The organism is Acinetobacter sp. CAU_H_29a_1, assembly GCF_058599505.1.
On sequence record NZ_CM178655.1, the window covers coordinates 3,371,877 to 3,396,135 of the forward strand.

Sequence of the window (24,259 nt, forward strand, 5' to 3'; positions counted from 1 at the left end):
TTATGATTTATTCGAATATCATTTGGGTATCACACATAATTGATACATTTATCTTAAAATATAAAATTCATAAAAAACATAATATTAAGATAAAATAAAACTATACATTTCAATAAATTGATGCATTTCAGCAGCTTCACTCTACAAAAACACCATAGAACAATGTCAACGATCTCTGCATCGTATTGATACTGTTCTAGCGAACGTATTTTTTAATTGATTGGTCATTGCTCTTAGACTCTGGCCTACAAAAACATATTTCCCGATAGAAGGATGTCGTTATGAAAAAGTTACTTTTAACCACAGTTTGTATGGCCACACTTACTTTGGCTGCGTGCGAAAAAAAAGGAACTGAGCCAGCCGTTGAACAAACGACGTCTACATCTGAAGCGACCTCAACCGAAGCAACCACTATTGTTGCTAATCACAGCAATAACAATATTGCCGATATTCAAGCCGATTTGTTAGCCGTACAAACGCTATCGAATGCCAAAGCTCAAGAAGCCGCCGCGTTTCAAAAAGAAGTGAGTGCAACCTTAGAGAAAAAGGATCCCGCTCAAATTAAAGCCATGGTTGAAAAAACAGAAACCTATGTGAAACAATTTAATGATGAATTAGATGCCTTAACCTTAAAAAGTGCTGAAGTAGATGCTTTACGTGAAAAAATGCAGGACGCCAATGATCTGGGTGTAGAACTCACCAAAGAAAGTACAAAAACAACGCCAGATAGCGCGAAAATCACCGAACTACAAAACAAAGCCACTGAATTGCAGAAATCGATCATTGCTGACGTAACGGCTTTAGAAGCGAAAGTCAAAGCAGCTCCAGCATCTTAATGACCTCCCTACTCTTTAAAGCAAGCCTCGGCTTGCTTTTTTGTTGCGATCAATCCGCAAATGGGCGTGACTTTGTCGAACGCTTCCAACACAATAAAATGCACATCGTATAAGGACACGCAAATGAGCACTTCGATTTATAACATTCCTGTCAAATCCATTCAGGGCGAAGACATCAACTTAAACCAATACCAAGGTAAAGTTCTCTTGGTGGTGAATGTGGCATCTAAATGTGGCCTCACACCGCAGTACGAAGGTTTAGAAAAACTCTATCAAGACAAAAAATCACAGGGTTTAGAGATTCTAGGTTTTCCTGCCAACAATTTCTTGGCTCAAGAACCGGGTTCAGATGCTGAAATTCAAGAATTCTGCTCCTTAAACTATCAAGTAGATTTCCCGCTTTTTTCAAAAATCTCGGTCGCAGGGGATGATAAGCATCCGTTATATGAAACGCTCACCCAAGCGGTGCCTGAACGTATTGGTGAAGGCCCTTGGTGGAAAGATTTGGTAGACTATGGTTTAACACCGAATGAACCACCTGAAGTGCTGTGGAACTTCGAGAAATTCTTAATCAATAAAAATGGCGAAGTGGTTGCGCGTTTTGCACCGGACATTACGGCCAATGATCCGCGTATTGTCGATGCCATCAATGCCGAATTGGCCAAATAAGCCTGAAGCTGTTTATAAGCAGTCGAATTTAACGGCTGCTTATATTTTATTTTTTTAAATGAGTAATGACACTCGAATCGGTTCGATCTTCATGATTTCTTCTTTATTTTGATAATTTTACAACATTTCATTCACGATCAATCAAACACTTCACTCTATGATGCATCTATCCGCTCAAGACAATCCGAAGTGAAGCTCATGAATACATTTATAAAAGCAGCAGTTTTATCTATCTCAACCGCATTGATTGCCCTGCCTGCACTAGCAGCATCACAAGAACAACATCAGCAACATCAAGCAGCTCAGTCACATGGACATGCGCAACAGCACACATCGAATGGACATCAACAACCAACCCATGCCACTGTCAAAAAAGCCAACCGTCCATCTCAAGACTGGAAAGCAGGTCAAAAACTCCCAAGCGCTTACCATAGCAATGCCTATAAAGTAGATCACCAAAAATACAAAAAACTCAGCAAACCCGGTAAAAACCAACAGTGGATTAAAGTGAATGGCGACTATGTACTGACAGACATTCGCAATCACTCCATTATTAAAATCATTGCTGGTTAAACTGCTGTAAATGAAGAGTGCTCAGGCACTCTTTTTTTGTTTTAAAAAGTTTTGTTATGACTTTGAAACCCAGCATTTTATCTACACATTTTGCCCTTATATTAAAAAACACATAGCCCAATATTGATTTGATGATGAAAAAGCTTTTACAAAACTTAGTTCTTCCTTTTGCACTGTTTAGTTCAGGCATCCTACTCATTGGCTGTGAGCAAGCAACAGAGCCGAATCAGCAAGACATCCAGACTGAGTCATCTGAGCAACACCAATCAGCGAATACACAAAGCCCTGAAAAAGCTGAACTGAAAAGTGGCAACATGCTCTATATCGTGCGTGATGTGGCAGATATGCAATTAAAAGCAGGCGAATATGTCACTCAGCTGCAAGAAACCCAAAGTGACTTGCAGTCCGCAATTGAACAGCACGATCAGCAACAGTTGCAACACGCCGCGACAGCTTTACAACAACAGCTCACAGGTTTCAATAATGCCTTGAATGGCCTGAATCTTAAAACCCAAGAAATCAATGATATCCGTGAAAAATTACTGTCTGCCAACCAACAAGTCTTAGCTTCACCTTTTTTAAATGGACAGGTGGATTTTAGCCAAGTCGACTTTAAAAAGATGCAACAGCAAATGGGCACGATCCAATCTGAAATGTTGAAATTGGCTTCAATGATGATTCCTCAGCAAGCTGAGAATGATAGCTCAAACACAAACCAATCTTAAAACATTTAAATACTGGTGCTTTCAGCAATAGAGTAGGAGAAAATGACTGCAACCATTTTCTCCTAATTTGATTGAGGCACGATTTCACACATCCAGCTGATTATTTTTATGGGCATCCAAGCTTCGGGGAAATCGAGCTATTATCTGTTGAATTTGGCACATAGCCATTTGCGCATCAACCTCGACATGCTGAAAACACGGCATCGTGAAAAACTCATTTTTGAAGCAGGACTGGCCTCAAAAACCAAAATGGTGATTGATAACACTAACCCTACGCCAGCCGATCGGGCCCGTTATATGCCAGTGCTCAGGCTTCAGGCTTCAGGCTTCAGGCTTCAGGCTTTGAAATTGTAGGCTATTTCTTTGAGACTGAGCTTAAAGGTGCACTTGAACGCAACCACTTACGTGAAGGTAAAGCCTGCATTCCTGAAGTCGGAATCAGAGCCACCGCTCAAAAATTTGAGCCACCACACTATGCTGAAGGCTTTGATGCACTGTATAAAGTTCGTATTCTCGGGCAAGGCGAATTTTCAATTTCACCCATACAGATTTGAAGCGTTAATGAAAAAACATTAACTATTTCTCATTTTTAGGCTACCATGTACAAATAAGAAACACAGAAAAACCTTTTTATAATGAAAAAAGTCATTCTTGTGATCGCCTGTTTAGCAATCATCGTCTTTGGCGGGATGCACTTTTTAATGCCTGAAAAAACCACGCCACACTTAACCCAGTTTTTTTCTAAAGAGCATAAAGAAGTTCAACGTATTCAGGATTGGCTCAAATACAAACAACAGCAGCAGTTACTTTTGGTAGATGTTACAAGCCCTGTCAGCCCCAAACAACAAAGCGCTTATACTGAATACATCAAACAAAAAATTGAACTCAACCAGCAAAATATTCAGCGCCTGCAACTCAGCCGCTATCAAAGCAAAGCGTTTAAAGAGCTACAACAGCTCGAAATTCATGCGCTAGAACAATGGAATAACTTATTTCAAACGCATATTGTAGATGCCTTCGTTGAACAACAACATTTCACTGAAATTCCAGCCGAAGAATACCAACAATTTGATGCTGAAGCGCGCTATGCTTTACAAAAGCAAGAAATTTTGGTTCTCGAACACTTACAACAATTGCTGCAACACAACAGCCCTTATCTGTCTGACATCGATCATAGCCTACTCAGCGATTGGCTTTATTACCAACTGATGCAACATGAAATTCATCCAGTTATCTCTGAATGGTTGGAAGTCGAAACAGATATGCCTGATCGAAGCCGTCAAGATGCAATGCAAGACCTGAGACTATATAAGCGGTTTAACCCCAATACCGATGAATATAAGTACATCATGTCACTCGAAACACAGCTTTGGCATGCCGAACACCCATCTTCAAATTTGCTTGCACAGCCGTCCAATACCATGTCCAATTCGGATATCGAAATCGATCCAGAGATTGTGATTCCTGAAGATAAACCTCAAGTTGAGCAAATCAAAAAGCTGATTGAGACGCAGCACAATAGCGTTAGCCGCATGATGTGCAGCCAATTACGTCAAAGCTTTTTGAAATAAATTTAAAACAATCCTTTGAGCTCATACCTCATCAAAACGAAGACTGTTCCTGAGTTTTGCTCTGTGCTAACCATTCTTTAAAAGCCTTTTGCATGGCGTGACGCTCATATGGCTTGGCTAAACGTGCTTCCATCATTGAAAAATCACCCTTATAAGCTGCTTCAATCATGGCTTTGGTCAGCTCCTGAATGCACGCGCGACCCCGATGTTCATATTGCAATATTTCTTCTGAAGTCAGTACCAAGTCCCAACACGACACCACTGAGCTCATGTCGACTGCAATACTCAGATAATAATGCTCAAAATCTTGGTAAAGTTCCCAAAAGTGGGATTCATGCGCAATCAGGTTCATCTTCATCTACCCTCACAGAGAAGCTTTCAAAATATAACCTCTATTGAATAAAAGATATGCAACTTTAGATAGTCGTGCCCCTGCTAAACGAAATATATCAAGCATAGGAGCGCTGGTTCAGATGAGTTTCAAAAATTGAGTATTCAAAGTATTCTACAAGCCAGCGTACAGTTAAAAGACGAAGCACTATCATGCAAAACAAAGATTGCATGTATGCAGCAGACCAATCCAGTCCATTTGAACAATGACAACTAAGAAACCAACAAACTCATCATGAAATAAGCAATTGACGCATTTTCACCAACAGACATAAAAAAAGCCACCTTTCGGTGGCTTTTTTAATCTCAAACCATCTCTTATTGAGCGCGGTTTTTGATTTTGCGGATGGTTTCCAACTGAGCAGCAGTTTCTGCAAGAGCAGCCAAAGCAGCAGCCGAGTCCAAGTCGCTCTTTTGATTCGCAAGCAATTGTTCAGCGTGTTTACGCGCTTCAAGAATTGCTGCTTCATCTAAGTTTTCTGCACGGACTGCAGTATCTGCAAGAACCGTAACAACATGCGGTTGAACTTCTAGAACACCACCAGATACATAGATTAACTCTTCTGTACCGTTTTCAAGCAGAACACGGATTGTACCCGGCTTGAGTAAAGTTACTAGTGGCGCGTGACCAGGCATAATACCTAACTCACCACCAGCACCTTTAGCAATTAGCATCGTTACAGTGCCAGAGTACAAAGACTCTTGAACACTTACAACATCACACTGCATAGTCGACATGAGAATCTCCTAAATTAGGTAACTAATTAAAGTTTCTCAGCTTTAGCAATTACTTCGTCAATACCACCAACCATATAGAACGCTTGTTCTGGAATGTGGTCATATTCACCAGCTAAAAGACCTTTAAAGCCACGAATCGTTTCTTTAAGCGGTACAAGTTTACCAGGAGCACCAGTAAACACTTCAGCTACGTGGAACGGTTGAGAGAAGAAACGTTGGATTTTACGCGCACGGTAAACAGTCAACTTATCTTCTTCTGCAAGTTCGTCCATACCAAGAATCGCGATGATGTCTTTCAATTCTTTATAACGTTGAAGAACGTTTTGAACTGAACGAGCGATCTCGTAATGCTCAGCACCCACTACAAGTGGATCTAACTGACGAGAAGTTGAGTCAAGTGGATCGATCGCTGGGTAAATACCAGAAGATGCGATGTCACGGCTCAATACTACAGTTGCGTCTAAGTGAGCAAATGTCGTTGCAGGCGATGGATCTGTTAAGTCATCGGCAGGTACGTATACCGCTTGGATTGACGTAATCGAACCAGACTTAGTCGATGTAATACGTTCTTGAAGAACACCCATCTCTTCTGCAAGTGTAGGCTGGTAACCTACTGCAGATGGCATACGCCCTAGAAGTGCTGATACTTCAGTACCTGCTAGTGTATAACGGTAGATGTTATCTACGAACAATAGTACGTCACGGCCTTTGCCGTTTTCGTCTTTCTCGTCACGGAAGTACTCAGCCATGGTCAAACCAGTCAACGCTACGCGTAAACGGTTACCCGGTGGCTCGTTCATCTGACCGTAGACCATTGCTACTTTGTCTAGAACGTTTGAGTCTTTCATCTCGTGATAGAAGTCGTTACCTTCACGAGTACGCTCACCAACACCAGCGAACACAGATAAACCTGAGTGCGCTTTAGCGATGTTGTTGATCAACTCCATCATGTTTACAGTTTTACCAACACCGGCACCACCGAACAGACCAACTTTACCACCTTTAGCGAACGGGCATAGTAAGTCGATGACTTTAATACCAGTTTCTAAAAGGTCAGTAGAAGCTGCTTGTTCAGCATAAGAAGGTGCTTGACGGTGAATCGGCAAACGCGCTTCAGTCGCAACTGGACCAGCTTCGTCGATTGGGCGACCAAGAACGTCCATGATACGACCCAAAGTCGCTGTACCCACTGGTACAGAGATTGGAGCGTTAGTATTCGTTACGTTCAAACCACGCTTAAGGCCTTCAGTAGAACCCATTGCAATAGTACGAACTACGCCATCACCAAGTTGTTGCTGAACTTCTAATGTAGTTTCAGTGCCATCAACGTGGAGAGCGTCATAGATCTTAGGAACGCTGTTACGTTCAAACTCGACGTCGATAACCGCGCCGATGATCTGAATGATACGACCGCTACTCATTGCTGTCTCCTCAATTCAAAATAATGTTAAACGGCAGCGGCACCACCAACGATCTCAGAAATTTCCTGAGTAATCGCGGCTTGACGCAGCTTGTTATAAATAAGTTGTAGGCTCTTGATCAAATCACCTGCGTTGTCCGTTGCAGCTTTCATTGCAACCATACGAGCTGACTGCTCACACGCGATGTTTTCGATCACGCCTTGATATACCACAGACTCGATATAACGAACCAATAAGCCATTTAAAAGCTCTTCAGCTTCAGGCTCATAGAGATAGTCCCAACCGTATTGACGGTTAAGGGTCTTGTTTTCTTCAGCAGTTGCTAAAGGAACAAGTTGTTCGATTTTTTGATTTTGAGTCATGGCATTGACAAAGCCGTTTGACACAAGATAAATACGATCTAACTCGCCTTTATCAAATGCGTCTAACATCACCTGTACAGAACCAGATAACTGTTCAAGGCTTGGTGTATCACCGACATTTGTCGTAGCACCCAGCACTTTACCGCCGTAGTTTTTAAAAAACGAAACCGCTTTTTGACCAATTAAAGCAAATTGAACTTCAATTGACTGCTCTTGTTGCTGTTGTACGTGTTTAACCACTTTTTTGAATAAGTTAATGTTCAAACCACCAGCAAGGCCACGATCTGAAGACACAATGATATAGCCAACGCGCTTAACCGGGCGTTCAACCATATAACGGTGTTTGTATTCAGGATTCGCTTGAACCAAGTGAGCAATTACACGGTGCATATTTTCGGCATACGGACGGCCTTGAGCCATGCGCTCTTGCGCACGACGCATCTTAGAAGCTGCTACCATCTGCATCGCGCGAGTAATTTTCTGCGTGCTTTTGATACTAGCTACTTTGGCGCGAATTTCTTTTAAATTTGCCATACGCTTAACCTAGTATTCGAAGGCCCTTTCGAGCCCTCGAAGGTTGATCCGTGAACCAAACCAAAACTAAATCCAACTGAAGTTGAAATTAGTAAGTTTGAGTCGCTTTAAAGCTTTCAATACCTGCTTTGATTGCAGCTTCGATGTCTTTGTTGTAATCACCAGTTTCATCGATGTTTTGCATTAACGCAGCATTTTCTGAACGGAAGTAAGAGATTAACGCAGCATCAAAGTCTACGATTTTCTTCACTTCAACGTCAGCCATGTAGCCTTCGTTAGATGCATAAATTGAAACAGCTTGGTCAGCAATTGAATATGGAGCATATTGTTTTTGCTTCATTAATTCAGTTACACGTTGACCATGTTCAAGTTGCTTACGAGTTGCTTCATCAAGGTCAGAAGCGAACTGAGCAAACGCTGCCAATTCACGGTATTGCGCCAAAGCAGTACGGATACCACCAGACAATTTTTTGATGATCTTAGTCTGCGCTGAACCACCAACACGAGATACAGAGATACCCGCGTTCACAGCAGGACGAATACCTGCGTTGAATAATGATGTTTCAAGGAAGATCTGACCGTCAGTGATCGAAATTACGTTCGTTGGTACGAATGCAGATACGTCACCCGCTTGAGTTTCAATGATTGGTAATGCAGTTAATGAACCAGTTTGGCCTTTAACTTCACCATTCGTGAATTTCTCAACGTAGTCAGCAGAAACGCGCGAAGCACGCTCAAGAAGACGAGAGTGAAGATAGAATACGTCACCTGGATACGCTTCACGACCTGGTGGACGACGTAATAACAATGAAATTTGACGGTAAGCAACAGCTTGCTTAGACAAATCATCATAAATGATTAGTGCATCTTCACCGCGGTCACGGAAGTATTCACCCATTGTACAACCAGAGTATGGAGCCAAGTACAACATTGCTGCTGGATCGGCTGCAGCTGCTGCTACAACAGTGGTATACGCCATAGCACCAGTTTCTTCTAGCTTGCGCACAACGTTAGCAATAGTCGATTGTTTTTGACCAATAGCTACGTATACACATTTAATGCCAGAGTTTTTCTGAGCGATGATTGCATCGATCGCCATCGCTGTTTTACCAGTTTGACGGTCACCAATGATCAACTCACGCTGACCACGGCCTACAGGGATCATTGTATCTACTGATTTATAACCAGTTTGTACAGGTTGATCCACTGATTGACGCCAAATTACGCCTGGTGCTACTTTTTCAACAGCATCAGTTAATTTTGCATCAATTGGGCCTTTACCATCAATTGGGTTACCCAAAGCATCTACTACACGGCCTAAAAGTTCTGGACCAACCGGAACTTCTAATACACGACCTGTGCAACGCGCTTTTTGACCTTCTTGAAGGCTTAAGTAGTTACCTAAAACAACGACGCCCACTGAATCCTGTTCTAGGTTCAGTGCCATACCGTATAAGCCGCCGTCGAATTCGATCATTTCACCGTACATTGCATCAGCAAGGCCGTGAATACGCACAATACCGTCGGAAACCATAACAATGGTCCCTTCGTTTTTAGCGGTCGCGCTGGTGTCCAGATCGCCGATACGCTGTTTAATGAGCGCACTGATCTCGGATGGATTCAGTTGTTGCATTGCGCTATACCTCAATCTTTTTAAAGTTCAGTCTTCATATGCAATTAAGCAAGAAGACGAGTCCGCATTTTTTCTAGCTTGTTAAGCGCAGAATCATCTATCACTTGGTCGCCTGCACGAATAACAACACCAGCAATAAGCTCTGGTTTAACTTCTACAGAAACATTTACCGCAGCTTCGAATTTTTTCTCTAAAGCATGTGCAAGTAATTGTTCTTGTACAGAAGTCAATGGGAATGCAGATTCAATCACTACATCCACAGTATTGTTATTCTGTGATTTGAGCTGCTCGTATTCAGCAGAAATTTCAGGAAGAAGCACCAAACGGTTGTTTTCAGCAAGCAATGTCAAAAAGTTTGACACTGCTGCAGTTTGGTCTTCGCCTAATACTTTTGCAAAAAGACTTACCTGCTCAGCAGGAGTAAGCTCAGGGCGAGTTAAGAAAGCTGAAAATGCTTCGTCTTGCACCGCAGCACTGAGCAAGTTCAATGCAGATGACCAAGAGTCAGTTGCATTTTGCTCAGAAGCGTAAGCAAATGCTGCTTTAGCGTACGGGCGTGCCAACGTCAAGAGTTCAGCCATAATCCGCCTCTCTTAAAGTTTAGCAGCCAGCTGAGTCAGCATGGCATTGTGAGCTTCAGCATCAACTTTTTGGCTAAGAATTTTCTCAGCACCTGTTACTGCAAGATCAGCAACTTGTTGACGTAATTCTTCACGAGCAGAATTGATTTCTGTATCAACAGCTTCTTTTGCTTGTTGACGAATACGCTCACCTTCAGCTGACGCTTGAGTACGAGCTTCTTCTACCAATTGTGCACCGCGACGGTTCGCTTGTTCGATCAATTGAGCCGCTTGCGCTTTCGCTGCATCTAATTCAGCTTTCACTTGAGCTTGCGCATCCGCAAGATCAGCTTTTGCTTTTTCAGCAGCGTTTAAGCCATCAGCGATTTTACGCTGACGCTCACTAATCGCATTGATTAGTGGTGGCCATACAAATTTCATGCAGAATGCGACAAACATCGCAAATGCAATCGCTTGGCCAATCAATGTGAGGTTGATATTCATTGCTATTCCTCAATAGTTTAATTTAGGAATTAAGCTGATTAACCTACAAATGGATTAGCAAAGATGAAGAACAAGCCAATACCAACACCGATCATAGGCACAGCATCAAGAAGACCCGCGATTAAGAACATACGAGTTTGAAGTTGTGGAGCCAATTCTGGTTGACGTGCAACAGCTTCAAGGAAGCGACCGCCTAAAAGACCAAAACCAATCGCAGTACCTAAAGCACCAAAAGCGATCAAGATAGCAGATGCAATTGCAACTAGACCTAAAGTGAGTTCCATGATAATTCCTCAGAGGTTAGGTTTATACCAAATTAAATTAAAAAATTGTGCGCCCAACCATCCAGTGATAGTTGGGCATTACCATTAATGCTTTTCGCTTGCCATGCTCAAGTATACGATAGTCAGCATCATAAAGATGAATGCTTGTAGCGTGATAACAAGAATGTGGAAGATCGCCCAAGGCACAGACAACGCCCATTGGATCCAGAACGGTAATAATGCGATAAGGATGAAGATTAACTCACCTGCATACATGTTACCGAAAAGTCGCAGAGCCAATGAAACTGGACGTGCAAGGAATGTTACTAATTCAAGAATTAAGTTCACTGGAATCAATAACGCTTTTGCAACTGGGTTACTTGGGTTAAATGGGTTAAGTGCTAATTCGCCAACGAAACCACCAATCCCCTTTTCGCGAATACTGTAGAACAAGATCAGTACAAATACAGATAAAGACATACCTAGGGTAATGTTTGGATCTGTAGAAGGTACAACCTTGAAGTAAACGTGATGAGGATCCATACCAAATACACTTGCACCAATCAGTTGAGCTGTATACGGAATAAAGTCAACTGGGATTAAGTCCATTGCGTTCATGAGGAAAATCCACACGAAAATGGTCAATGCAAGTGGCGCAATTAAGCGTGATTTGCCATGGAAAGTGTCGCGAACACTTGAGTCCACAAACTCAATGATCATTTCAATTGCAGACTGGAACTTGGTTGGAACACCAGAGTTTGCAGCTTTCGCTACGCACCAGAACAACAAACAGAAAATCACACCAAGAGTGATAGACCAACCCATTGAATCCAAGTGAATAGCAGTGAACCCCATCTGTTGAGCTTCTTCAGCAGTCTCAGCCAACTTCCATGAACCGTCTGGCATTTTGCCATAAGTCATATTCGTCAAGTGATGCTTGATATACTCGGTCGAAGTAAGGGCATGTTCTTCAGCAGCCATAAATCACACCTGGTCAATGTCAAATACAAATAGAGAGAACGAACATCGCGTGCTGCTTGATATCTCGTCCATCTCCTAAAAAACTTTTCAATTTTTTGTAGTGCTTATTAAACTCGTTTTTGTTGACGCGACACCCAAAATGGAGCAACCCACGTCATGGTTTGAACGAGCATAAAACCACAAAACAACGCCACCGCTGACAACGGTTTGACATTGCTTAAAATTAAAATGAAACCAACAATCACAATTGCAAACTTACCCATCATGCCTTTATACATGTTCGCAAGAACTTGTTTAGAAGCGCGAGCTCCTGCTGCTCGAAACGACTGCCATGAAAAATAGCAAGTCGCAAGCCAACACACGAGCGCACCTAATGCTGCACTCAGGGCTGCGGTTGAGTCTTTCACGACCCAGCCGATCAAGGCTGAAACAGGAATCATACATGCTTGTAAGAGGACTAAAGCTTTCGCTAATCGTCGGTCAATCAAGCGACTAGTTCGGCTCATTATTTATTCACTCACAACAATCATGCTTGACAAGTTTAGCTGATGATTATTTTTAATCGCAGGCATTATAGAGTTACACCCCTGAACATGCAATCTTTTCCCGACCTAAGTCGAGTTTTTTTCTATGTTTAAATTGCTTTTAAACTAATCAATTATTGTTTAATTTTTGCGTCACTTTCGGGTGTTTAGCACACATTTATGCACATGATCGGCCAATTGCTTCCACGCGCTGACAAAATCCCCTACCCCAGTCATGCTTTCATCAACCGCTTGGAAAACCAATGGGTTCAACTTTTGATATTGTGCTTGACTAGCATGCACTTCAGCCAAAAGGCACATCTTTGAATAAGGGCGGCTGTCATTTAAGTATTTGATTTGCGCAACCGTAGGCGCAATATGTGGATCATCTGTCAATGCGCCTGCAAAGCGTAAGTTTAAAGGTCGCTCCAGGTATTGATAGGCATCATGAAAAGACCAATATGGGCGAGCTTGGGTACTTTGACTATATATAGCTGAAGCTTGCAACATTTTCTGAGCAAAGATTTTGGCATTGTTCCAGTAGCGCTCCTTATACTCAGGCATCTGCTGTGAACGCAGGCCTGCAATAAAGAAACCGATGCGTACCGCATTGTTTGGGTCAAGCCAAACATGGGTATCGATGGTATTTTTTAAGGCATCACCACGGGTATTTCGTAGTGGTAAAGCATTGATAATGCCTGAATCTAAAATAGAAACTGCTTTATCATTGGGGGTCAGGAGTTTATCCAGCGGTGCTTCATGGGCTCGTCCCAACCAAACAACCAAACCTGCATCCTGAATGATTTTACGATGCATTGGGGTCAAACTTACATCATGTCCAGATTGATCGGCCAACAATAAGGTTGGTTTTTCAATGCCTTTCGTCACTTCCTGTGCAATCAAGTAAATCGGCTGTGTAGAGACAACCAAGTCTTGCGTCCAAGCAACACTACTAAACAGCGCAAACGCAAAAAAAGCCAAGAAACGGGACATGGGGAGCAATCACTAGAAATACAATTAGTGTTATAATATAACAAATCGACAAAAATACCTATGCCTAATCGAAACTCTCTGCGCTTCATGTTAAGATTTAATGTCGTTTTTCTTTTATAAATTTTGCACTTGAGGTTTGTTATGAGCGCTTGTTCTCACGAACACCACCATGCTTTACATGATGTGCATGGTCATCACAACGTTGAGACGCGTTTGGCTGAAGCAGAAGTCTTGTGCGCAACAACTGGTGCGCGCCTAACCCCCTTAAGAAAAGAAGTCTTGGCACTGATCCTGAATGCGACAGGCCCGATGGGTGCGTATGACTTGTTGGCTAAAATTAAAAGCAATGCCGACCGCCCTGCTGCCCCACCGACGGTGTACCGCACCTTAGACTTTTTATTAGAAAAAGGCCTCATTCACCGACTCACCTCAATTAATGCCTATATTCCGTGTTGCCATCCACGCGAAGGCCATCAAGCAGCTTTTCTCATTTGCACCGATTGCAAATCAGTGACAGAGGCCTCTGCTCAAGGATTATTACAACAACTCGATGCACTTTCCGCAGCCGATGGTTTTACGGCACAACATAGCATTATTGAAATTTCAGGAATTTGTCAGCAGTGTCGCCACAAATAAGCCTTGATCCTGTTCTGGTCGAACTCTCCCAAATTAGTGTTCGTATCGATGAACGCGACATTTTAAAGCATGTCGATTTTGTCTTACATGAACGGGAAATTGTGACCCTGATTGGCCCAAATGGTGCGGGAAAATCCACGCTCATTAAAGTGCTATTGGGTATTGTGCACCCTAATGCTGGCGACATTAAAACAACAAAGCCACTCAAGTTTTCTTATGTACCACAAAAATTTAATCCCTCACATAGCCTACCGCTTAGGGTGAAAGACCTTTTGGCTTTGGAAAAATGCGATCCTGTAATCAAGCAAGAAATTATCCACGATACTGGGATCAGCAAACTTGAAAATTCTAAAGTACAGCAGCTTTCAGGTGGGGAACGACAACGCGTTTTACTGGCTCGTGCACTGTTACGTCAACCCGATATTTTGGTTCTCGATGAACCGATGCAGGGCTTAGACATTCAGTCTGAGGCTGAGCTGTACGACTATGTGCGCAGTTTACCCGCCAAATATGGTTGTGCTGTGCTCATGGTTTCACATGATTTGCAGTGGGTCATGCAAGGAACTCATCGTGTGGTGTGTTTGAATAAACACATTTGTTGTAGTGGCCTGCCTGAAAGTGTGCAACAACACCCTGAGTATCAAGCTATTTTTGGTACCAACCGCGTATTCTATCAACATCATCATGATCACTGCGCACATGGTGATAGTGCAACGCCTTGTCAGCATGACGCTCGCCCACACATTCACCCCGAACCGGAAGCTTAAGTCATGATGGAATGGTTACAACTGCTATTACCTGCATGGATTATGGGTACGTTGCTAGTCTTTTTGACTGCACCACTGGGCTGTTTGATGCTATGGCGCCGCATGTCATTTTTTGCCGACACCATGGCACATGGTACTTTACTGGGTGTCGCGATTGCAGGAGCAATGGCGTTGCCCCTGTGGATGGGTGTGGCTTTTATTGCGGGCTTGTTGGTGGCGATCCTTTGGGTTTTGTATGATCCACGGTTACCTAATGACGCATTACTCGCACTCTGTTCTGCGACCTTGCTCTGCTCGGGTCTGATGTTTATTCAACATATTCCAAGCTTAAGACCTGAGCTACTCAGCTATTTATTTGGTGATTTGCTCACGATCACATGGGCAGACCTGCCCGTTTTTGCCACTGTTATTGTTGTTGCATTGGCAGTGCTTTATAAAAGTTGGCAAGCTCAAATTCAGATCGCGATCGATCCTGATATGGCCGTCAGTGAAGGTGTCAGTGCGAAATGGCAACGTTTGATTTTTATGTTGCTACTGGCTTTATTTACCATTTTGGCGCTTCGTGCAGTGGGTTCTTTACTGATGGGTGCTTTGCTTGTCATTCCAGCACTTACCGCTCGACTGCTTGCCCACTCTCCAAAACAAATGGTGATTTGGGCCTTTGTGATTGCGCAAATTGGGGTGACAGTTGGTTTATGGTCCAGCGCAGGGCTGAATACCTCTACAGGACTCAGCATTGTTTTAACCATGTCGATTCTGTTTGCGTTGATTTTTATCGCGCAGAAGTTTAAAAAACTGACATAACTAAATGATCCATCAACGTTATTTTATCAGCGCATGTCTACTCGGACAAAAAGTCCGTTATGACGGCAAAGACTGCTTAGTCTCTCAGTTAGTTGAAGCCTTGCTCGATAAAAATTATGTCAGCTTATGTCCTGAAGTCAGTGCAGAACTTCCAACCCCGCGTCCCGCAGCAGAAATTCGCCACGGGTCTGGTGCTGATGTTTTATTAGGCCGCGCACAGATTTTTTCCTCAGATGGCCATCAGATTAGCGATGTCTTTATTCAAGGTGCCTACAAAGCTTTAGCATTAGCGCAAGCCAATCACGTTACCCATGCTGTGCTCAAAGCCAATAGCCCATCCTGTGGCAGCGATGGTATTTATGATGGCTCATTTACTGGGCAAAAAATTGTAGGGGAAGGAATTACTGCCGCCCTATTTCGTCAGCACGGTATACATGTGGTTACCGAACAACAGTTTTTAGTAGAATTGACGCAGACTAAACTTACTGATGAACCAAACTAAGCAGTCCCGCCGCACAACTGAACAATACTGCGAAAGTACGATTGAGATATTTTTGCTGTCGCGGTGATGTTAAGAGTTTTAAAACTTTCGCTGCTAACCCCGTATATCCCGCCATCACAATCAAATCAATCGTGACCATCGTGACAGCCATCACCGCATATTGACTCCACTGCGGTTTAGACAAATTCAAAAATTGCGGTAAAACCGCCAATAAAAATACGATTGCTTTGGGATTGCTCATATTGATCAAAAAGCCATACATCACCAATTTGGAGCGCGATTTAGTTGGTTGTTCTTGTTGGATTTCAATCGATTGGATGGGTGCCATCCATTGTAAATAAGCCAAATACAATAAATAAGCCACACCAAACCACTTCACGGCCCAAAATGCCCAAGGCGTTGTGGCAAAGAGTACCCCTACCCCAGCCGCCACAATACCGATTTGCACCAATAAGGCGAGTTGTAAACCCAGCGCATTCCAATAACCATGCCGAAAACCGTAGTTAAGGCCACTCGACATTGACGCAATGGCCCCTGCCCCTGGAGAAATACTAATGATCCAACATGCGAGTACAAAGCCCAGCCAAATTTGAAATGACATAGTGGTATTGAGAAAAAAATGACCTTTAGATTATATGATCTTTCATGCTTTTAGGGGTTATTATTCATTAATGAATTTATCACTTAAGGCTATGAAGCAGAAACTGCATAAGGCACAATAAGTACAGCCAATAGAAATAACAATTTTTTTAGGAGCCATGAATGACCGCCCAATCTGTAATTCTACCATTACCTTCAGATCATGCCCGTTTTATTGTTTTACGTTTAAAAGATTTAAGTATTGATGAACTTAAAGAAAAATTAGAAGATTTATTTTCAACTCGTGATCGCCTTATTACCCAACATCCACATGCGCAAATTAAAACGGCTGTTGCTTTTGGCCCTGAACTTTGGGCACAACTTCATCCTACAGCGCCTGCAGGGTTTAAACAGCTAGAGCCCATTTATGGCTCTTTCAATATGCCTGTTTCACCTGCGGATGTTTTAATTCATATAGCGGCCCAACGTACCGATATTTGTTTTGCCCTTAGTCAATCGTTCTTTGAAGGTATCCAAGATAAAGTTGATGTTCTAGATGAACGAGTCTGTTTCCGCAATTTTGATGGTCGAGATTTGACTGGTTTTATTGATGGTACTGAAAACCCGCAGTTCCCCGATGATCGTGCTGCAACGACTTTATTAAGTGAAGATGCAGGAGTATTCGCAGATGGCTCTTTTATCTTTGCACAGCGCTATTGTCATGATTTGGAAAAGTGGAAAAAATTAAAAGTTGATGCTCAAGAGCAAGTCTTTGGAAGGACAAAACTTGAAAGTATTGAACTAGATGATGACGTTAAGCCTGAAAATTCTCACGTTGCACGTGTCGTGGTTGAAGATGATGAAGGCGAAGAAATGGAAATCCTACGTCACTCGCTTCCTTATGGCGATGGTAAAGGTGAGCAAGGTTTATTTTTTATTGCCTATACGAAAGATTTAAACATTATTGATGCGATGTTACTGCGAATGTTTGGCACCAGTGGTGATGGAATCCATGACCGTATGCTTCATTTTGTGACTCCTGTGGATGGTGCTTATTATTTTGCGCCGAGTGAGGAGCTGTTGGAAGAAGTTTTGGAAGGGTGATTTTTTAATGCTTAACTACAGTAATGGCCTACTGTAGTTAAGCTAATCTTTTACAATTCGGCTTTCCATACGCTATTTTTCACTAACTTCCCATCTTTAATATGTAATGCAATATTATATTGAGCAGCCCCACCACTACTTAATGAGTTGATTATGTATAAATCATTGTTTTTCTGATAAATCTGAAAATCAGCAAGTTCATTCTTACTACTGAGCCCATCTTTTGGAAAAAAATAGTTTTCCAATTGATCTGAATTAATAATGATTTTTTGCTCTTGGATCTTAACTACAATTCTGTTCAACTGAAGAAAGTTTACAGTAGGGAGGTCACCATCCGTACCATAAAAAGCCTTCCCTTTATACAAACTATATAACTCGCTCCCCTTTAGGCTTTTGGAATAATTTTTTGAATTCAAATCCGCATCCTTCGATGAGATCTCAACTGTATATAAAGAATTCCTATATAAAACAGTTTTAACATCATATTTTTTTAATTTTATTTTGTTATAACTATCAAATCTATTAATTCTATTATTATAAATATAACCATTCACACCAGACGATGAGTTAATAAAACAGAAATTATTCACAATATCATCCACACATGAAACTATTTCTCCATTCTTCTGTTTAGATATAACCTTAGAGCTCAAATCTGCCGATTCACGAACATTAACATAGCCGTCTTTATCTTGAATCAATCCAAAATCAGCATAAATACAAGTACTAATTGTCATTAAAAAAGGAAAAAAGATATAATTCATTTTATTTTTTCTCATTTAGGGTAAGTTCCTTTTTTATCGCGAATGTATTTAATTTTTATATTAGGATATTGACGCTGAAAGTTTATGATTTTTTCTGCCAAATTTTCAACATCCTTGTTCTGCGCACGAGTACAACCCATTGTAACGCGCCAGCCCTGCTTTTCAGCGTAAGGATCTTTTAAGCCAGAGCCTCCTCCATGAACCCAACGAGCCCTTGTATCAGTACTACGAATTTTTGTAGTTCCATATGCTGCCCCCAATTGACTTGTCCTAGTGCCACCGGAAATAATTGTATAAAATCCAGTGAACATCCCATCAGCGTTACTTTTAGCTTTACTAGACACTCTACTTCCTGATTTGAAGCTAAAAAGTTTGTTACCTAAATGATCATAGAAAACAGTATATCCTTCTTTGGGCTCTTCAAACGGGCCATAATCCATATCTTGAAATGTATAAATAACAGCCATCCCATCAGATATTTTCACTTTCACATCCTTTGTATTCCCATTCAATTGCGTTTTATTTTTATCAATTTTTGGAGGCTCTTTTACCTTTTGATTATTAACAGCTTCTTTTGCTACTGGAGTACTCAACTCAATCATATTATTAAATTGTTGAGCACTGTTACTAATACTACCGGTCGGCTTCGCTGTGTGATTCTTCGAAAACTCAAGAATATCTAAATTTAAATTACCTAAACCAATATTGTTAAAAATTTGGTTTAAAGCACTATTAGATGGTTTGTGCCTCAAGTATTTATTTATCTTTAGTTTCTTCCCAATTGCAATATTATTTATGTTACTTATCTTATTATCTTTTGCTATTTCCTCTATAGTAGTGCCGAATTTTTTAGCAATTCCTGCTAAGGTGTCACCCGATTTCACACTATAGCTTTCACTCACACCAAAAAATAGAATCTGACCAACCTTTATCTTGTTCTTATCTTGAATATTATTATCTTCTATAATTCTATTTACGGTTGTAGCATTAGATTTAGCAATTTTTTCTAGAGTATCCCCTTTTTTTACAACGTATCCTGCTGTAGAACTAGTCTGTATTAAATCTTTGTAATTATCAGGAAGTATAATAGTAATTATTTCATCACCAATTCTTGAGAGTATAGATTTAGTCTCTCCTTTTGAATTTGTTTTCCCAAAAATAACATTTATTTCCGTTTCATTACCCCTATCCATTGATAAATGTGAAGGCTTTTCATTACTCGAATTTTTAACAGTTGCCAAAATATAATTTTTATTCTCAACATCTGAACCATTATTATCCGTTAGTTTAATTTTGGTTTCTACCTTTTGCTTCAGTAGAGCTGTTAATACTACTAATTTCTGTTTGAAAATTCTTTCATACGCTCTAATTGCATCCTTCCTCCATTTGAAATTATATGCTCGCTGCTTACCACGATCATCATTATAATATCCTGGACCATCATGATGAAGCATATATATTAATTGCCAGTATTTCTCATCACTAGGCTTAAACCCCCAATTAATAGCCAGCTCTTTATTAAATAAAAATGCAACCAAAACACCATATGATCCGATCGTTGCATCAAAAACATTGTTTCCTCTCATATCAATGTCTACACCAATCAGCTCTTTAGCTCTTTTTCTAAATGCATTTGCTGTATCCTTTGTATATTGTGCAAGTCCTGCGGCACTGGTGGTTCCAGCCGCTGCATCTGGATTAAAACCAGATTCTGCTAAACAAATTAATAAAGTATAAGCCGTTTCCTTATAATCAAGGTTATACCTCGAACATAGCGAAATAATAATGTCGACTATATTCTTAAAGTTAGCCTCTTCAATATCACCATATATTCTAGAATTTCCTTTATTTTTTTTATTGGTTGGTATAGGAATGCTGATCAAAGAGTAATCTACAATTTGCTCATCTGTATAAGCATAACCTTTTTTTGGACGCAATATCTCATATATATTAGACATTATTCTTCCCCATAAACTGCATTAGCAGATATAACTTTTATTCTTTTTATTTTCATATTATCTATAATTCTTTTAGCGTCTTTTTTTGGAGTAATAACTCCATTTAAATTTAAAACAACTGGTTTTCTAAATTCATTAACCTCTTCAACAGTCATTGCATTGATGTTATTTGAGACACCTTGATTTAGGAGAAAAAAACTATTTCCTTCATGCTCTATACATGAAAAACTAATAGGGCTTAAATACCCTTCTTCTAAGATTATTTTTTCCTTATTATTCATTTTATCTATTATTGGTAAGTTAATTACAGTTTTTTCATCAATTAATAGTTTACTACTTCTACATTGTCTAACGATTCCTCCACTACCTCTATCAACAAGTCCCTCCTCAGAATCATAACAACTCGAAAGAATTTTAATTCTTTTCTTCCCACATTTTATTTCTTTTGATTCATATTTTTTATAATTTAAACTCCCCCCATCTGATAAATCAGAAGAGTTACACCCATAAACTACTATAGATATCAAGAAAATAACCAAAAAATTATTCTTCATTTATTTCACCATTATCTTCATCAATTAGCGGAGAATCTATATGATTAAGCTGTTCATACTCATACGTTGTTTGTGGTTGGAACCAAATGTCTTGGGTTACTTCTTCAATAATTTCCAAATTCAAACTTTCATCACTTGATGAGGAATATCCAGTTACTGTCATACCATTATCGTCTGTCGCTCCTAAAATTTGTTGTCCAGATGGTAAGGTTAATTTATATTTTTGTCCTTTTACTGGATTATTTTGCTGATCCCTAACAAGAAAATTTCCATAAAACATACTTGGTAATTCAGGAACCTCATAAGATACTTTTGCCCCACCCACAAAACTATGCTGACCCGCCTTACTTTCAAACTTTCCACCTGTTATCGTAAAAATCCCATCCCCATTAATTTTGAGCTGTGAACCACCAGCAGTCAGTACAATTTCCTTCGGACTGGTTATTTCTATTTTATCTTCAGTTGAAATCAGCTTAATCACCTTACGCGCAATCGCCTCTATCGCATCATCTTGCGCCTGTAATTCAACTTTTCCTTTTGCAGCAAATGCCTTTAGCCCTTTTTGTGCAGCAAATAAGCTCACCTTATCCTGCGCATGCGCAATAATATTCTTCTGGGCACTTAAGTTAATGGACCCCTGTGCGCTTTCAGCGATGTCTTGAGTAGCTTGTAATACAATATCTTCAGGCGTCGTTAAGGCAATACCATTGGGGGAAGCCAACAGCATTAAAGCCTGACGAAAGATCTTCGCTTGAGCTTGTTGCTGGTCATCCTGAGCTTTTTCTAGGCCTTGAGTATAACCTTCCATAAAACCTTGCATGGAGCCCAACGCCTGCATGGGATTAACATTCAGTTTGCTGCCTTTATTAAAGGTTCCGCAAGCACTGGTCAGATCAAAGTCTTTCATTTCGACATTGGCAATCACTTTGCCAACATCTTTTAAAGCGGCGAATGGATCTGCATTCAATTTTTCTTTCACACCTTTCAACTGACTTTTCAAAGCATCTGTGCCATGTTCTTCGAGGTTATCAATAAAGGCTTTTAAATTGTCTATTGAAGCCTCTGCATCCCGAAAATAGTCTTTAAATTCATTAATCAAATTGTCCGTATCTTGACCAAATTTTTGAATATCCTCAAGAAAACCACCGCACGTTTTTAATGCCGAAATCGGATCCTGACTAACTGCCGTTTTAAATAAACCAACGGTTGCTTGGAGTGCTTGATTGGCCCCTTTTAACTCTACAGACTGAATCAATTTAGGCAGACGATTGATCACATTCAATGCATCAGTCTGTTGTTTAACAGCCAAAGTACTCAACATGTGCATACTGTCATGACCTTGCTGCAAGATGGACTGGGCTTCTGATGCAGCCAAATGATCCGCAACCGCTTGATCCTGTGCATAGGTACTAATCAAGAGGCCTTTGCCTGCACGCATGGCGCCCCATTGATCCGTTCTTAGCTCAAACCCCTCACCACGCCCATCACTGTTTTCAGTTGCTTTTGGATGACTCAGGTTGCCAAGGTTGAGCTGACTCGCTCCATGGCTGCTGTGTAACTGCACACTAATTTGCCCTGTCGTATCATCAAAACGCAGCTGGTTAAAACCTTGCCCTGCAACTTCTTGTGAACGAATCCCGCTGAGTTTTTTCGTCGCAGGCAATGTCCCTTTCACATCAAACATGGTTTGGAGGCGCTCCGCTTCATGAATACGTCCCACCACAAAAGGTCGATCGACATCCCCCTCAAAGAAGTCGATGACCACAATTTCTCCGACACGCGGATGAAAACGTGCGCCATATCCCTCACCCGCCCATGGAGTCAATACATCGACCCATGCCGAGTCCGTGTCATTGTCATTTGCACCCGCGCCACCATCATGAGCATGGTCATCACTACGCGTAAACATGAAACGAACTTTAATTCGCCCCCATGCATCCACATAAATTTCTTCCCCTTCAGGCCCGACGACTTTGGCCCGTAAAGGATAAGCTGCTGGACGGTGTATCCACGCTTGATATTCAGGAACAATTTTGACCTCACGGCGTACGACAAAGAGTTCATTGGCTTGACGTTCCTCACTCAAACCTTGCCAGCGACTTCCTTTTAGTAACAGATTGATTTGCTGTAGCAACTCTTTGGGTAAATTATTTTGGTTATAAAAAACTTTGCCTAAAATGAGAAATTCACGCTCTGCGGACACATGTTGGTCTATTTCAGGATGATCGACCATTTCAAACCAATAGCCCACTTGCGCATCGCGAACGCTACTTTTTGCTGTGAAATATTTGGCCTGAAGCTCGTGATATTGGTTCAGTTGTTGGTTAAGACGATCTAGTTGACTGCTATTGGCAGACGTGGCTTGATCCTCACCCTGTAGATCAGCTGTCCATGCTGGACTAACACACCAGACTTGTTCCAGACCCAAGCTTTCATTGTCTTGTTGATCACTGTGCTGATGCGCACTCAATACAGCTTGACTCTGATCTTGAGCTAAATGTTGCGCTTGCCAACGTTGCGTCTGTACCGTGGTGGACTGTAAGTGACGTTCAGCAATAAAACTGGTGATGCTATCAAAAGGCTCAGCGGCATGGCTGCGGTGGAAACGAATCGTACGACGACCCAGTGCTGTAAAAGCTTGATTATCATCCATCAAACGAAGTTGCTGTACCTGAATCGGTTCCGACGAACTGAGCACCATCGGAGCTTGTTCATCGATCAACCAATTAATCCCTTCACTCCGCCATAGTCGAGTGAGAAATTCAGCGTCGGTTTCATTAGACTGCATGACAAAGGGTCGTACATCATAATCACGGCTCAAACCCTCTAAGTTCAGGCTTAAGCTGGCTGCAAATAACGTGCTGTGACTTTGCCATTCGCTAAACAGAGTTTCAGTAATTTCACGAACACTTTTGCTCATAAACACACGACTGTTTCTGCGCTTATGCCACAGCGCTGTTGCATCTTCAATCGTCAGTTTATAAACAGTTAACGCGCCATCACTTTGCCCCTGACTGGCACTGGTAATCACCCCCGTCAGACGAGAAAGCTGCCCCACATCCGTGACCTGATCAACCGCGACTCGCCCACCAATGAACTGTTTTAAAGGCAAATAAGCATTGGTCGATAAACATAGGATTTCAGCTTTTAGGCCCTGATTAATGCGATGTTCACCCTCAATCCGCTGAATAAACACCTGTGTGTTCAAAGCCGAATTGGAAAAATGAATATGCAAAGCACGTTTTTGTGAGCCGAATCCAAAGGATTCCAGCATTTTATAAATAGAATTGAACATGATCATTGTTAAGTTATTG

At 41.3% G+C, this 24,259-nt stretch carries 26 protein-coding genes and 1 pseudogene; 11 read left to right on the forward strand and 16 right to left on the reverse strand.

Features of this window, described 5'->3' with window-relative positions; translation table 11 throughout:
* Positions 1-281 precede the first annotated feature (281 nt).
* From AC4MDD_RS16890 to AC4MDD_RS16915, 6 genes and pseudogenes are all read left to right on the forward strand, one after another.
* A complete protein-coding gene (locus AC4MDD_RS16890; protein ID WP_279702185.1) occupies positions 282-836 on the forward strand; it encodes a PM1805 family lipoprotein in 555 nt (184 codons plus the stop codon).
* 123 nt (positions 837-959) lie between these two features.
* The gene (locus AC4MDD_RS16895) at positions 960-1,505 is read left to right on the forward strand and encodes a glutathione peroxidase (protein WP_004984048.1); all 546 of its coding nucleotides are present in this window, start codon (positions 960-962) and stop codon (positions 1,503-1,505) included.
* Positions 1,506-1,703: 198 nt separating this feature from the next.
* Positions 1,704-2,078: an RcnB family protein gene (locus tag AC4MDD_RS16900; protein WP_491882056.1), complete on the forward strand. Its 375-nt coding sequence runs from the start codon at positions 1,704-1,706 to the stop codon at positions 2,076-2,078.
* Positions 2,079-2,212: 134 nt separating this feature from the next.
* The gene (locus AC4MDD_RS16905; protein WP_491882057.1) at positions 2,213-2,803 is read left to right on the forward strand and encodes a PM1805 family lipoprotein; all 591 of its coding nucleotides are present in this window, start codon (positions 2,213-2,215) and stop codon (positions 2,801-2,803) included.
* A gap of 90 nt (positions 2,804-2,893) precedes the next feature.
* Positions 2,894-3,357: pseudogene (locus AC4MDD_RS16910) on the forward strand (ATP-binding protein).
* An 81-nt stretch (positions 3,358-3,438) separates the two neighbouring features.
* Positions 3,439-4,374, forward strand: a complete 936-nt coding sequence (locus tag AC4MDD_RS16915) for a hypothetical protein (protein ID WP_491882058.1) — start codon at positions 3,439-3,441, stop codon at positions 4,372-4,374.
* A gap of 31 nt (positions 4,375-4,405) precedes the next feature.
* On the opposite strand, the gene AC4MDD_RS16920 is transcribed toward AC4MDD_RS16915, so the two are convergent.
* The 11 genes from AC4MDD_RS16920 to AC4MDD_RS16970 form a co-directional block, all read right to left on the reverse strand.
* Positions 4,406-4,726, reverse strand: coding sequence for a hypothetical protein (locus tag AC4MDD_RS16920; RefSeq protein WP_491882059.1), 321 nt, complete (start codon positions 4,724-4,726; stop codon positions 4,406-4,408).
* A gap of 356 nt (positions 4,727-5,082) precedes the next feature.
* Positions 5,083-5,502 carry a F0F1 ATP synthase subunit epsilon gene (locus tag AC4MDD_RS16925; RefSeq protein WP_058868679.1) on the reverse strand — a complete coding sequence of 140 codons (420 nt, stop codon included), beginning with the start codon at positions 5,500-5,502 and terminating at the stop codon, positions 5,083-5,085.
* A 26-nt stretch (positions 5,503-5,528) separates the two neighbouring features.
* Positions 5,529-6,923 (reverse strand): F0F1 ATP synthase subunit beta, encoded by a 1,395-nt coding sequence (gene atpD / locus AC4MDD_RS16930; protein WP_004684425.1) that lies wholly within the window; start codon positions 6,921-6,923, stop codon positions 5,529-5,531.
* A gap of 26 nt (positions 6,924-6,949) precedes the next feature.
* Positions 6,950-7,819, reverse strand: coding sequence for a F0F1 ATP synthase subunit gamma (atpG, locus tag AC4MDD_RS16935; protein ID WP_005401891.1), 870 nt, complete (start codon positions 7,817-7,819; stop codon positions 6,950-6,952).
* An 88-nt stretch (positions 7,820-7,907) separates the two neighbouring features.
* A complete protein-coding gene (gene atpA, locus AC4MDD_RS16940) occupies positions 7,908-9,452 on the reverse strand; it encodes a F0F1 ATP synthase subunit alpha (RefSeq protein ID WP_004684423.1) in 1,545 nt (514 codons plus the stop codon).
* A 44-nt stretch (positions 9,453-9,496) separates the two neighbouring features.
* Positions 9,497-10,033 carry a F0F1 ATP synthase subunit delta gene (locus AC4MDD_RS16945; protein WP_004684422.1) on the reverse strand — a complete coding sequence of 179 codons (537 nt, stop codon included), beginning with the start codon at positions 10,031-10,033 and terminating at the stop codon, positions 9,497-9,499.
* 12 nt (positions 10,034-10,045) lie between these two features.
* The gene (locus tag AC4MDD_RS16950; RefSeq protein WP_004684420.1) at positions 10,046-10,516 is read right to left on the reverse strand and encodes a F0F1 ATP synthase subunit B; all 471 of its coding nucleotides are present in this window, start codon (positions 10,514-10,516) and stop codon (positions 10,046-10,048) included.
* Positions 10,517-10,554: 38 nt separating this feature from the next.
* Positions 10,555-10,800 (reverse strand): F0F1 ATP synthase subunit C, encoded by a 246-nt coding sequence (gene atpE, locus AC4MDD_RS16955; RefSeq protein ID WP_000424060.1) that lies wholly within the window; start codon positions 10,798-10,800, stop codon positions 10,555-10,557.
* 84 nt (positions 10,801-10,884) lie between these two features.
* A complete protein-coding gene (atpB, locus tag AC4MDD_RS16960; RefSeq protein ID WP_004684418.1) occupies positions 10,885-11,760 on the reverse strand; it encodes a F0F1 ATP synthase subunit A in 876 nt (291 codons plus the stop codon).
* 107 nt (positions 11,761-11,867) lie between these two features.
* The gene (locus AC4MDD_RS16965; protein WP_004684416.1) at positions 11,868-12,266 is read right to left on the reverse strand and encodes an ATP synthase subunit I; all 399 of its coding nucleotides are present in this window, start codon (positions 12,264-12,266) and stop codon (positions 11,868-11,870) included.
* A gap of 171 nt (positions 12,267-12,437) precedes the next feature.
* Complete coding sequence (locus AC4MDD_RS16970) at positions 12,438-13,277, reverse strand: metal ABC transporter solute-binding protein, Zn/Mn family (RefSeq protein WP_491882060.1); 840 nt, start codon at positions 13,275-13,277, stop codon at positions 12,438-12,440.
* A 141-nt stretch (positions 13,278-13,418) separates the two neighbouring features.
* Here AC4MDD_RS16970 and AC4MDD_RS16975 point away from each other — a divergent pair, with 141 nt between their 5' ends.
* The 4 genes from AC4MDD_RS16975 to AC4MDD_RS16990 are packed head-to-tail and all read left to right on the forward strand — an operon-like array spanning position 13,419 to position 15,986.
* Positions 13,419-13,913: a transcriptional repressor gene (locus AC4MDD_RS16975; protein ID WP_004984035.1), complete on the forward strand. Its 495-nt coding sequence runs from the start codon at positions 13,419-13,421 to the stop codon at positions 13,911-13,913.
* A complete protein-coding gene (gene znuC / locus AC4MDD_RS16980) occupies positions 13,898-14,680 on the forward strand; it encodes a zinc ABC transporter ATP-binding protein ZnuC (protein ID WP_148826939.1) in 783 nt (260 codons plus the stop codon). The genes AC4MDD_RS16975 and znuC overlap by 16 nt, the downstream gene beginning before the upstream one ends.
* 3 nt (positions 14,681-14,683) lie before the next feature.
* The gene (gene znuB / locus AC4MDD_RS16985; RefSeq protein WP_491882061.1) at positions 14,684-15,484 is read left to right on the forward strand and encodes a zinc ABC transporter permease subunit ZnuB; all 801 of its coding nucleotides are present in this window, start codon (positions 14,684-14,686) and stop codon (positions 15,482-15,484) included.
* A gap of 4 nt (positions 15,485-15,488) precedes the next feature.
* Positions 15,489-15,986, forward strand: coding sequence for a 2-thiouracil desulfurase family protein (locus AC4MDD_RS16990; protein ID WP_491882062.1), 498 nt, complete (start codon positions 15,489-15,491; stop codon positions 15,984-15,986).
* Here AC4MDD_RS16990 and AC4MDD_RS16995 read toward each other — a convergent pair.
* Complete coding sequence (locus tag AC4MDD_RS16995; RefSeq protein ID WP_078389784.1) at positions 15,967-16,587, reverse strand: LysE family transporter; 621 nt, start codon at positions 16,585-16,587, stop codon at positions 15,967-15,969. The two genes, AC4MDD_RS16990 and AC4MDD_RS16995, sit on opposite strands and share 20 nt — an antisense overlap.
* 161 nt (positions 16,588-16,748) lie before the next feature.
* On the opposite strand from AC4MDD_RS16995, the gene AC4MDD_RS17000 reads away from it, so the two are divergent.
* Entirely contained in the window at positions 16,749-17,669 is a 921-nt protein-coding gene (locus tag AC4MDD_RS17000) for a Dyp-type peroxidase (protein WP_490792322.1), read from the forward strand.
* 50 nt (positions 17,670-17,719) lie between these two features.
* Here AC4MDD_RS17000 and AC4MDD_RS17005 read toward each other — a convergent pair whose 3' ends face one another.
* Genes AC4MDD_RS17005 through AC4MDD_RS17020 form a run of 4 tightly spaced genes read right to left on the reverse strand, consistent with a single transcriptional unit; the run spans position 17,720 to position 24,240 of the window.
* Complete coding sequence (locus AC4MDD_RS17005) at positions 17,720-18,448, reverse strand: SH3 domain-containing protein (RefSeq protein WP_234304211.1); 729 nt, start codon at positions 18,446-18,448, stop codon at positions 17,720-17,722.
* Positions 18,445-20,391 carry a LysM peptidoglycan-binding domain-containing protein gene (locus AC4MDD_RS17010; RefSeq protein WP_335999854.1) on the reverse strand — a complete coding sequence of 649 codons (1,947 nt, stop codon included), beginning with the start codon at positions 20,389-20,391 and terminating at the stop codon, positions 18,445-18,447. The genes AC4MDD_RS17005 and AC4MDD_RS17010 overlap by 4 nt, the downstream gene beginning before the upstream one ends.
* The gene (locus AC4MDD_RS17015; protein WP_335999852.1) at positions 20,391-20,945 is read right to left on the reverse strand and encodes a hypothetical protein; all 555 of its coding nucleotides are present in this window, start codon (positions 20,943-20,945) and stop codon (positions 20,391-20,393) included. Before AC4MDD_RS17015 ends, AC4MDD_RS17010 begins: the two co-directional genes overlap by 1 nt.
* On the reverse strand, positions 20,935-24,240 hold the full coding sequence (locus AC4MDD_RS17020) for a type VI secretion system Vgr family protein (protein ID WP_491882063.1): 3,306 nt from the start codon (positions 24,238-24,240) through the stop codon (positions 20,935-20,937). The genes AC4MDD_RS17015 and AC4MDD_RS17020 overlap by 11 nt, the downstream gene beginning before the upstream one ends.
* Between the last annotated feature and the right edge of the window lie 19 nt (positions 24,241-24,259).

What these genes read in the sequence shown, in the direction of transcription:
- AC4MDD_RS16890 (WP_279702185.1), top strand. Translation starts at nt 282, where the DNA reads ATGAAAAAGTTACTTTTAACCACAGTTTGTATGGCCACACTTACTTTG.
- AC4MDD_RS16895 (WP_004984048.1), top strand. Translation starts at nt 960, where the DNA reads ATGAGCACTTCGATTTATAACATTCCTGTCAAATCCATTCAGGGCGAA.
- AC4MDD_RS16900 (WP_491882056.1), top strand. Translation starts at nt 1,704, where the DNA reads ATGAATACATTTATAAAAGCAGCAGTTTTATCTATCTCAACCGCATTG.
- AC4MDD_RS16905 (WP_491882057.1), top strand. Translation starts at nt 2,213, where the DNA reads ATGAAAAAGCTTTTACAAAACTTAGTTCTTCCTTTTGCACTGTTTAGT.
- AC4MDD_RS16915 (WP_491882058.1), top strand. Translation starts at nt 3,439, where the DNA reads ATGAAAAAAGTCATTCTTGTGATCGCCTGTTTAGCAATCATCGTCTTT.
- AC4MDD_RS16920 (WP_491882059.1), bottom strand. Translation starts at nt 4,726, where the DNA reads ATGAACCTGATTGCGCATGAATCCCACTTTTGGGAACTTTACCAAGAT.
- AC4MDD_RS16925 (WP_058868679.1), bottom strand. Translation starts at nt 5,502, where the DNA reads ATGTCGACTATGCAGTGTGATGTTGTAAGTGTTCAAGAGTCTTTGTAC.
- atpD (WP_004684425.1), bottom strand. Translation starts at nt 6,923, where the DNA reads ATGAGTAGCGGTCGTATCATTCAGATCATCGGCGCGGTTATCGACGTC.
- atpG (WP_005401891.1), bottom strand. Translation starts at nt 7,819, where the DNA reads ATGGCAAATTTAAAAGAAATTCGCGCCAAAGTAGCTAGTATCAAAAGC.
- atpA (WP_004684423.1), bottom strand. Translation starts at nt 9,452, where the DNA reads ATGCAACAACTGAATCCATCCGAGATCAGTGCGCTCATTAAACAGCGT.
- AC4MDD_RS16945 (WP_004684422.1), bottom strand. Translation starts at nt 10,033, where the DNA reads ATGGCTGAACTCTTGACGTTGGCACGCCCGTACGCTAAAGCAGCATTT.
- AC4MDD_RS16950 (WP_004684420.1), bottom strand. Translation starts at nt 10,516, where the DNA reads ATGAATATCAACCTCACATTGATTGGCCAAGCGATTGCATTTGCGATG.
- atpE (WP_000424060.1), bottom strand. Translation starts at nt 10,800, where the DNA reads ATGGAACTCACTTTAGGTCTAGTTGCAATTGCATCTGCTATCTTGATC.
- atpB (WP_004684418.1), bottom strand. Translation starts at nt 11,760, where the DNA reads ATGGCTGCTGAAGAACATGCCCTTACTTCGACCGAGTATATCAAGCAT.
- AC4MDD_RS16965 (WP_004684416.1), bottom strand. Translation starts at nt 12,266, where the DNA reads ATGAGCCGAACTAGTCGCTTGATTGACCGACGATTAGCGAAAGCTTTA.
- AC4MDD_RS16970 (WP_491882060.1), bottom strand. Translation starts at nt 13,277, where the DNA reads ATGTCCCGTTTCTTGGCTTTTTTTGCGTTTGCGCTGTTTAGTAGTGTT.
- AC4MDD_RS16975 (WP_004984035.1), top strand. Translation starts at nt 13,419, where the DNA reads ATGAGCGCTTGTTCTCACGAACACCACCATGCTTTACATGATGTGCAT.
- znuB (WP_491882061.1), top strand. Translation starts at nt 14,684, where the DNA reads ATGATGGAATGGTTACAACTGCTATTACCTGCATGGATTATGGGTACG.
- AC4MDD_RS16990 (WP_491882062.1), top strand. Translation starts at nt 15,489, where the DNA reads ATGATCCATCAACGTTATTTTATCAGCGCATGTCTACTCGGACAAAAA.
- AC4MDD_RS16995 (WP_078389784.1), bottom strand. Translation starts at nt 16,587, where the DNA reads ATGTCATTTCAAATTTGGCTGGGCTTTGTACTCGCATGTTGGATCATT.
- AC4MDD_RS17000 (WP_490792322.1), top strand. Translation starts at nt 16,749, where the DNA reads ATGACCGCCCAATCTGTAATTCTACCATTACCTTCAGATCATGCCCGT.
- AC4MDD_RS17005 (WP_234304211.1), bottom strand. Translation starts at nt 18,448, where the DNA reads ATGAGAAAAAATAAAATGAATTATATCTTTTTTCCTTTTTTAATGACA.
- AC4MDD_RS17010 (WP_335999854.1), bottom strand. Translation starts at nt 20,391, where the DNA reads ATGTCTAATATATATGAGATATTGCGTCCAAAAAAAGGTTATGCTTAT.
- AC4MDD_RS17015 (WP_335999852.1), bottom strand. Translation starts at nt 20,945, where the DNA reads ATGAAGAATAATTTTTTGGTTATTTTCTTGATATCTATAGTAGTTTAT.
- AC4MDD_RS17020 (WP_491882063.1), bottom strand. Translation starts at nt 24,240, where the DNA reads ATGTTCAATTCTATTTATAAAATGCTGGAATCCTTTGGATTCGGCTCA.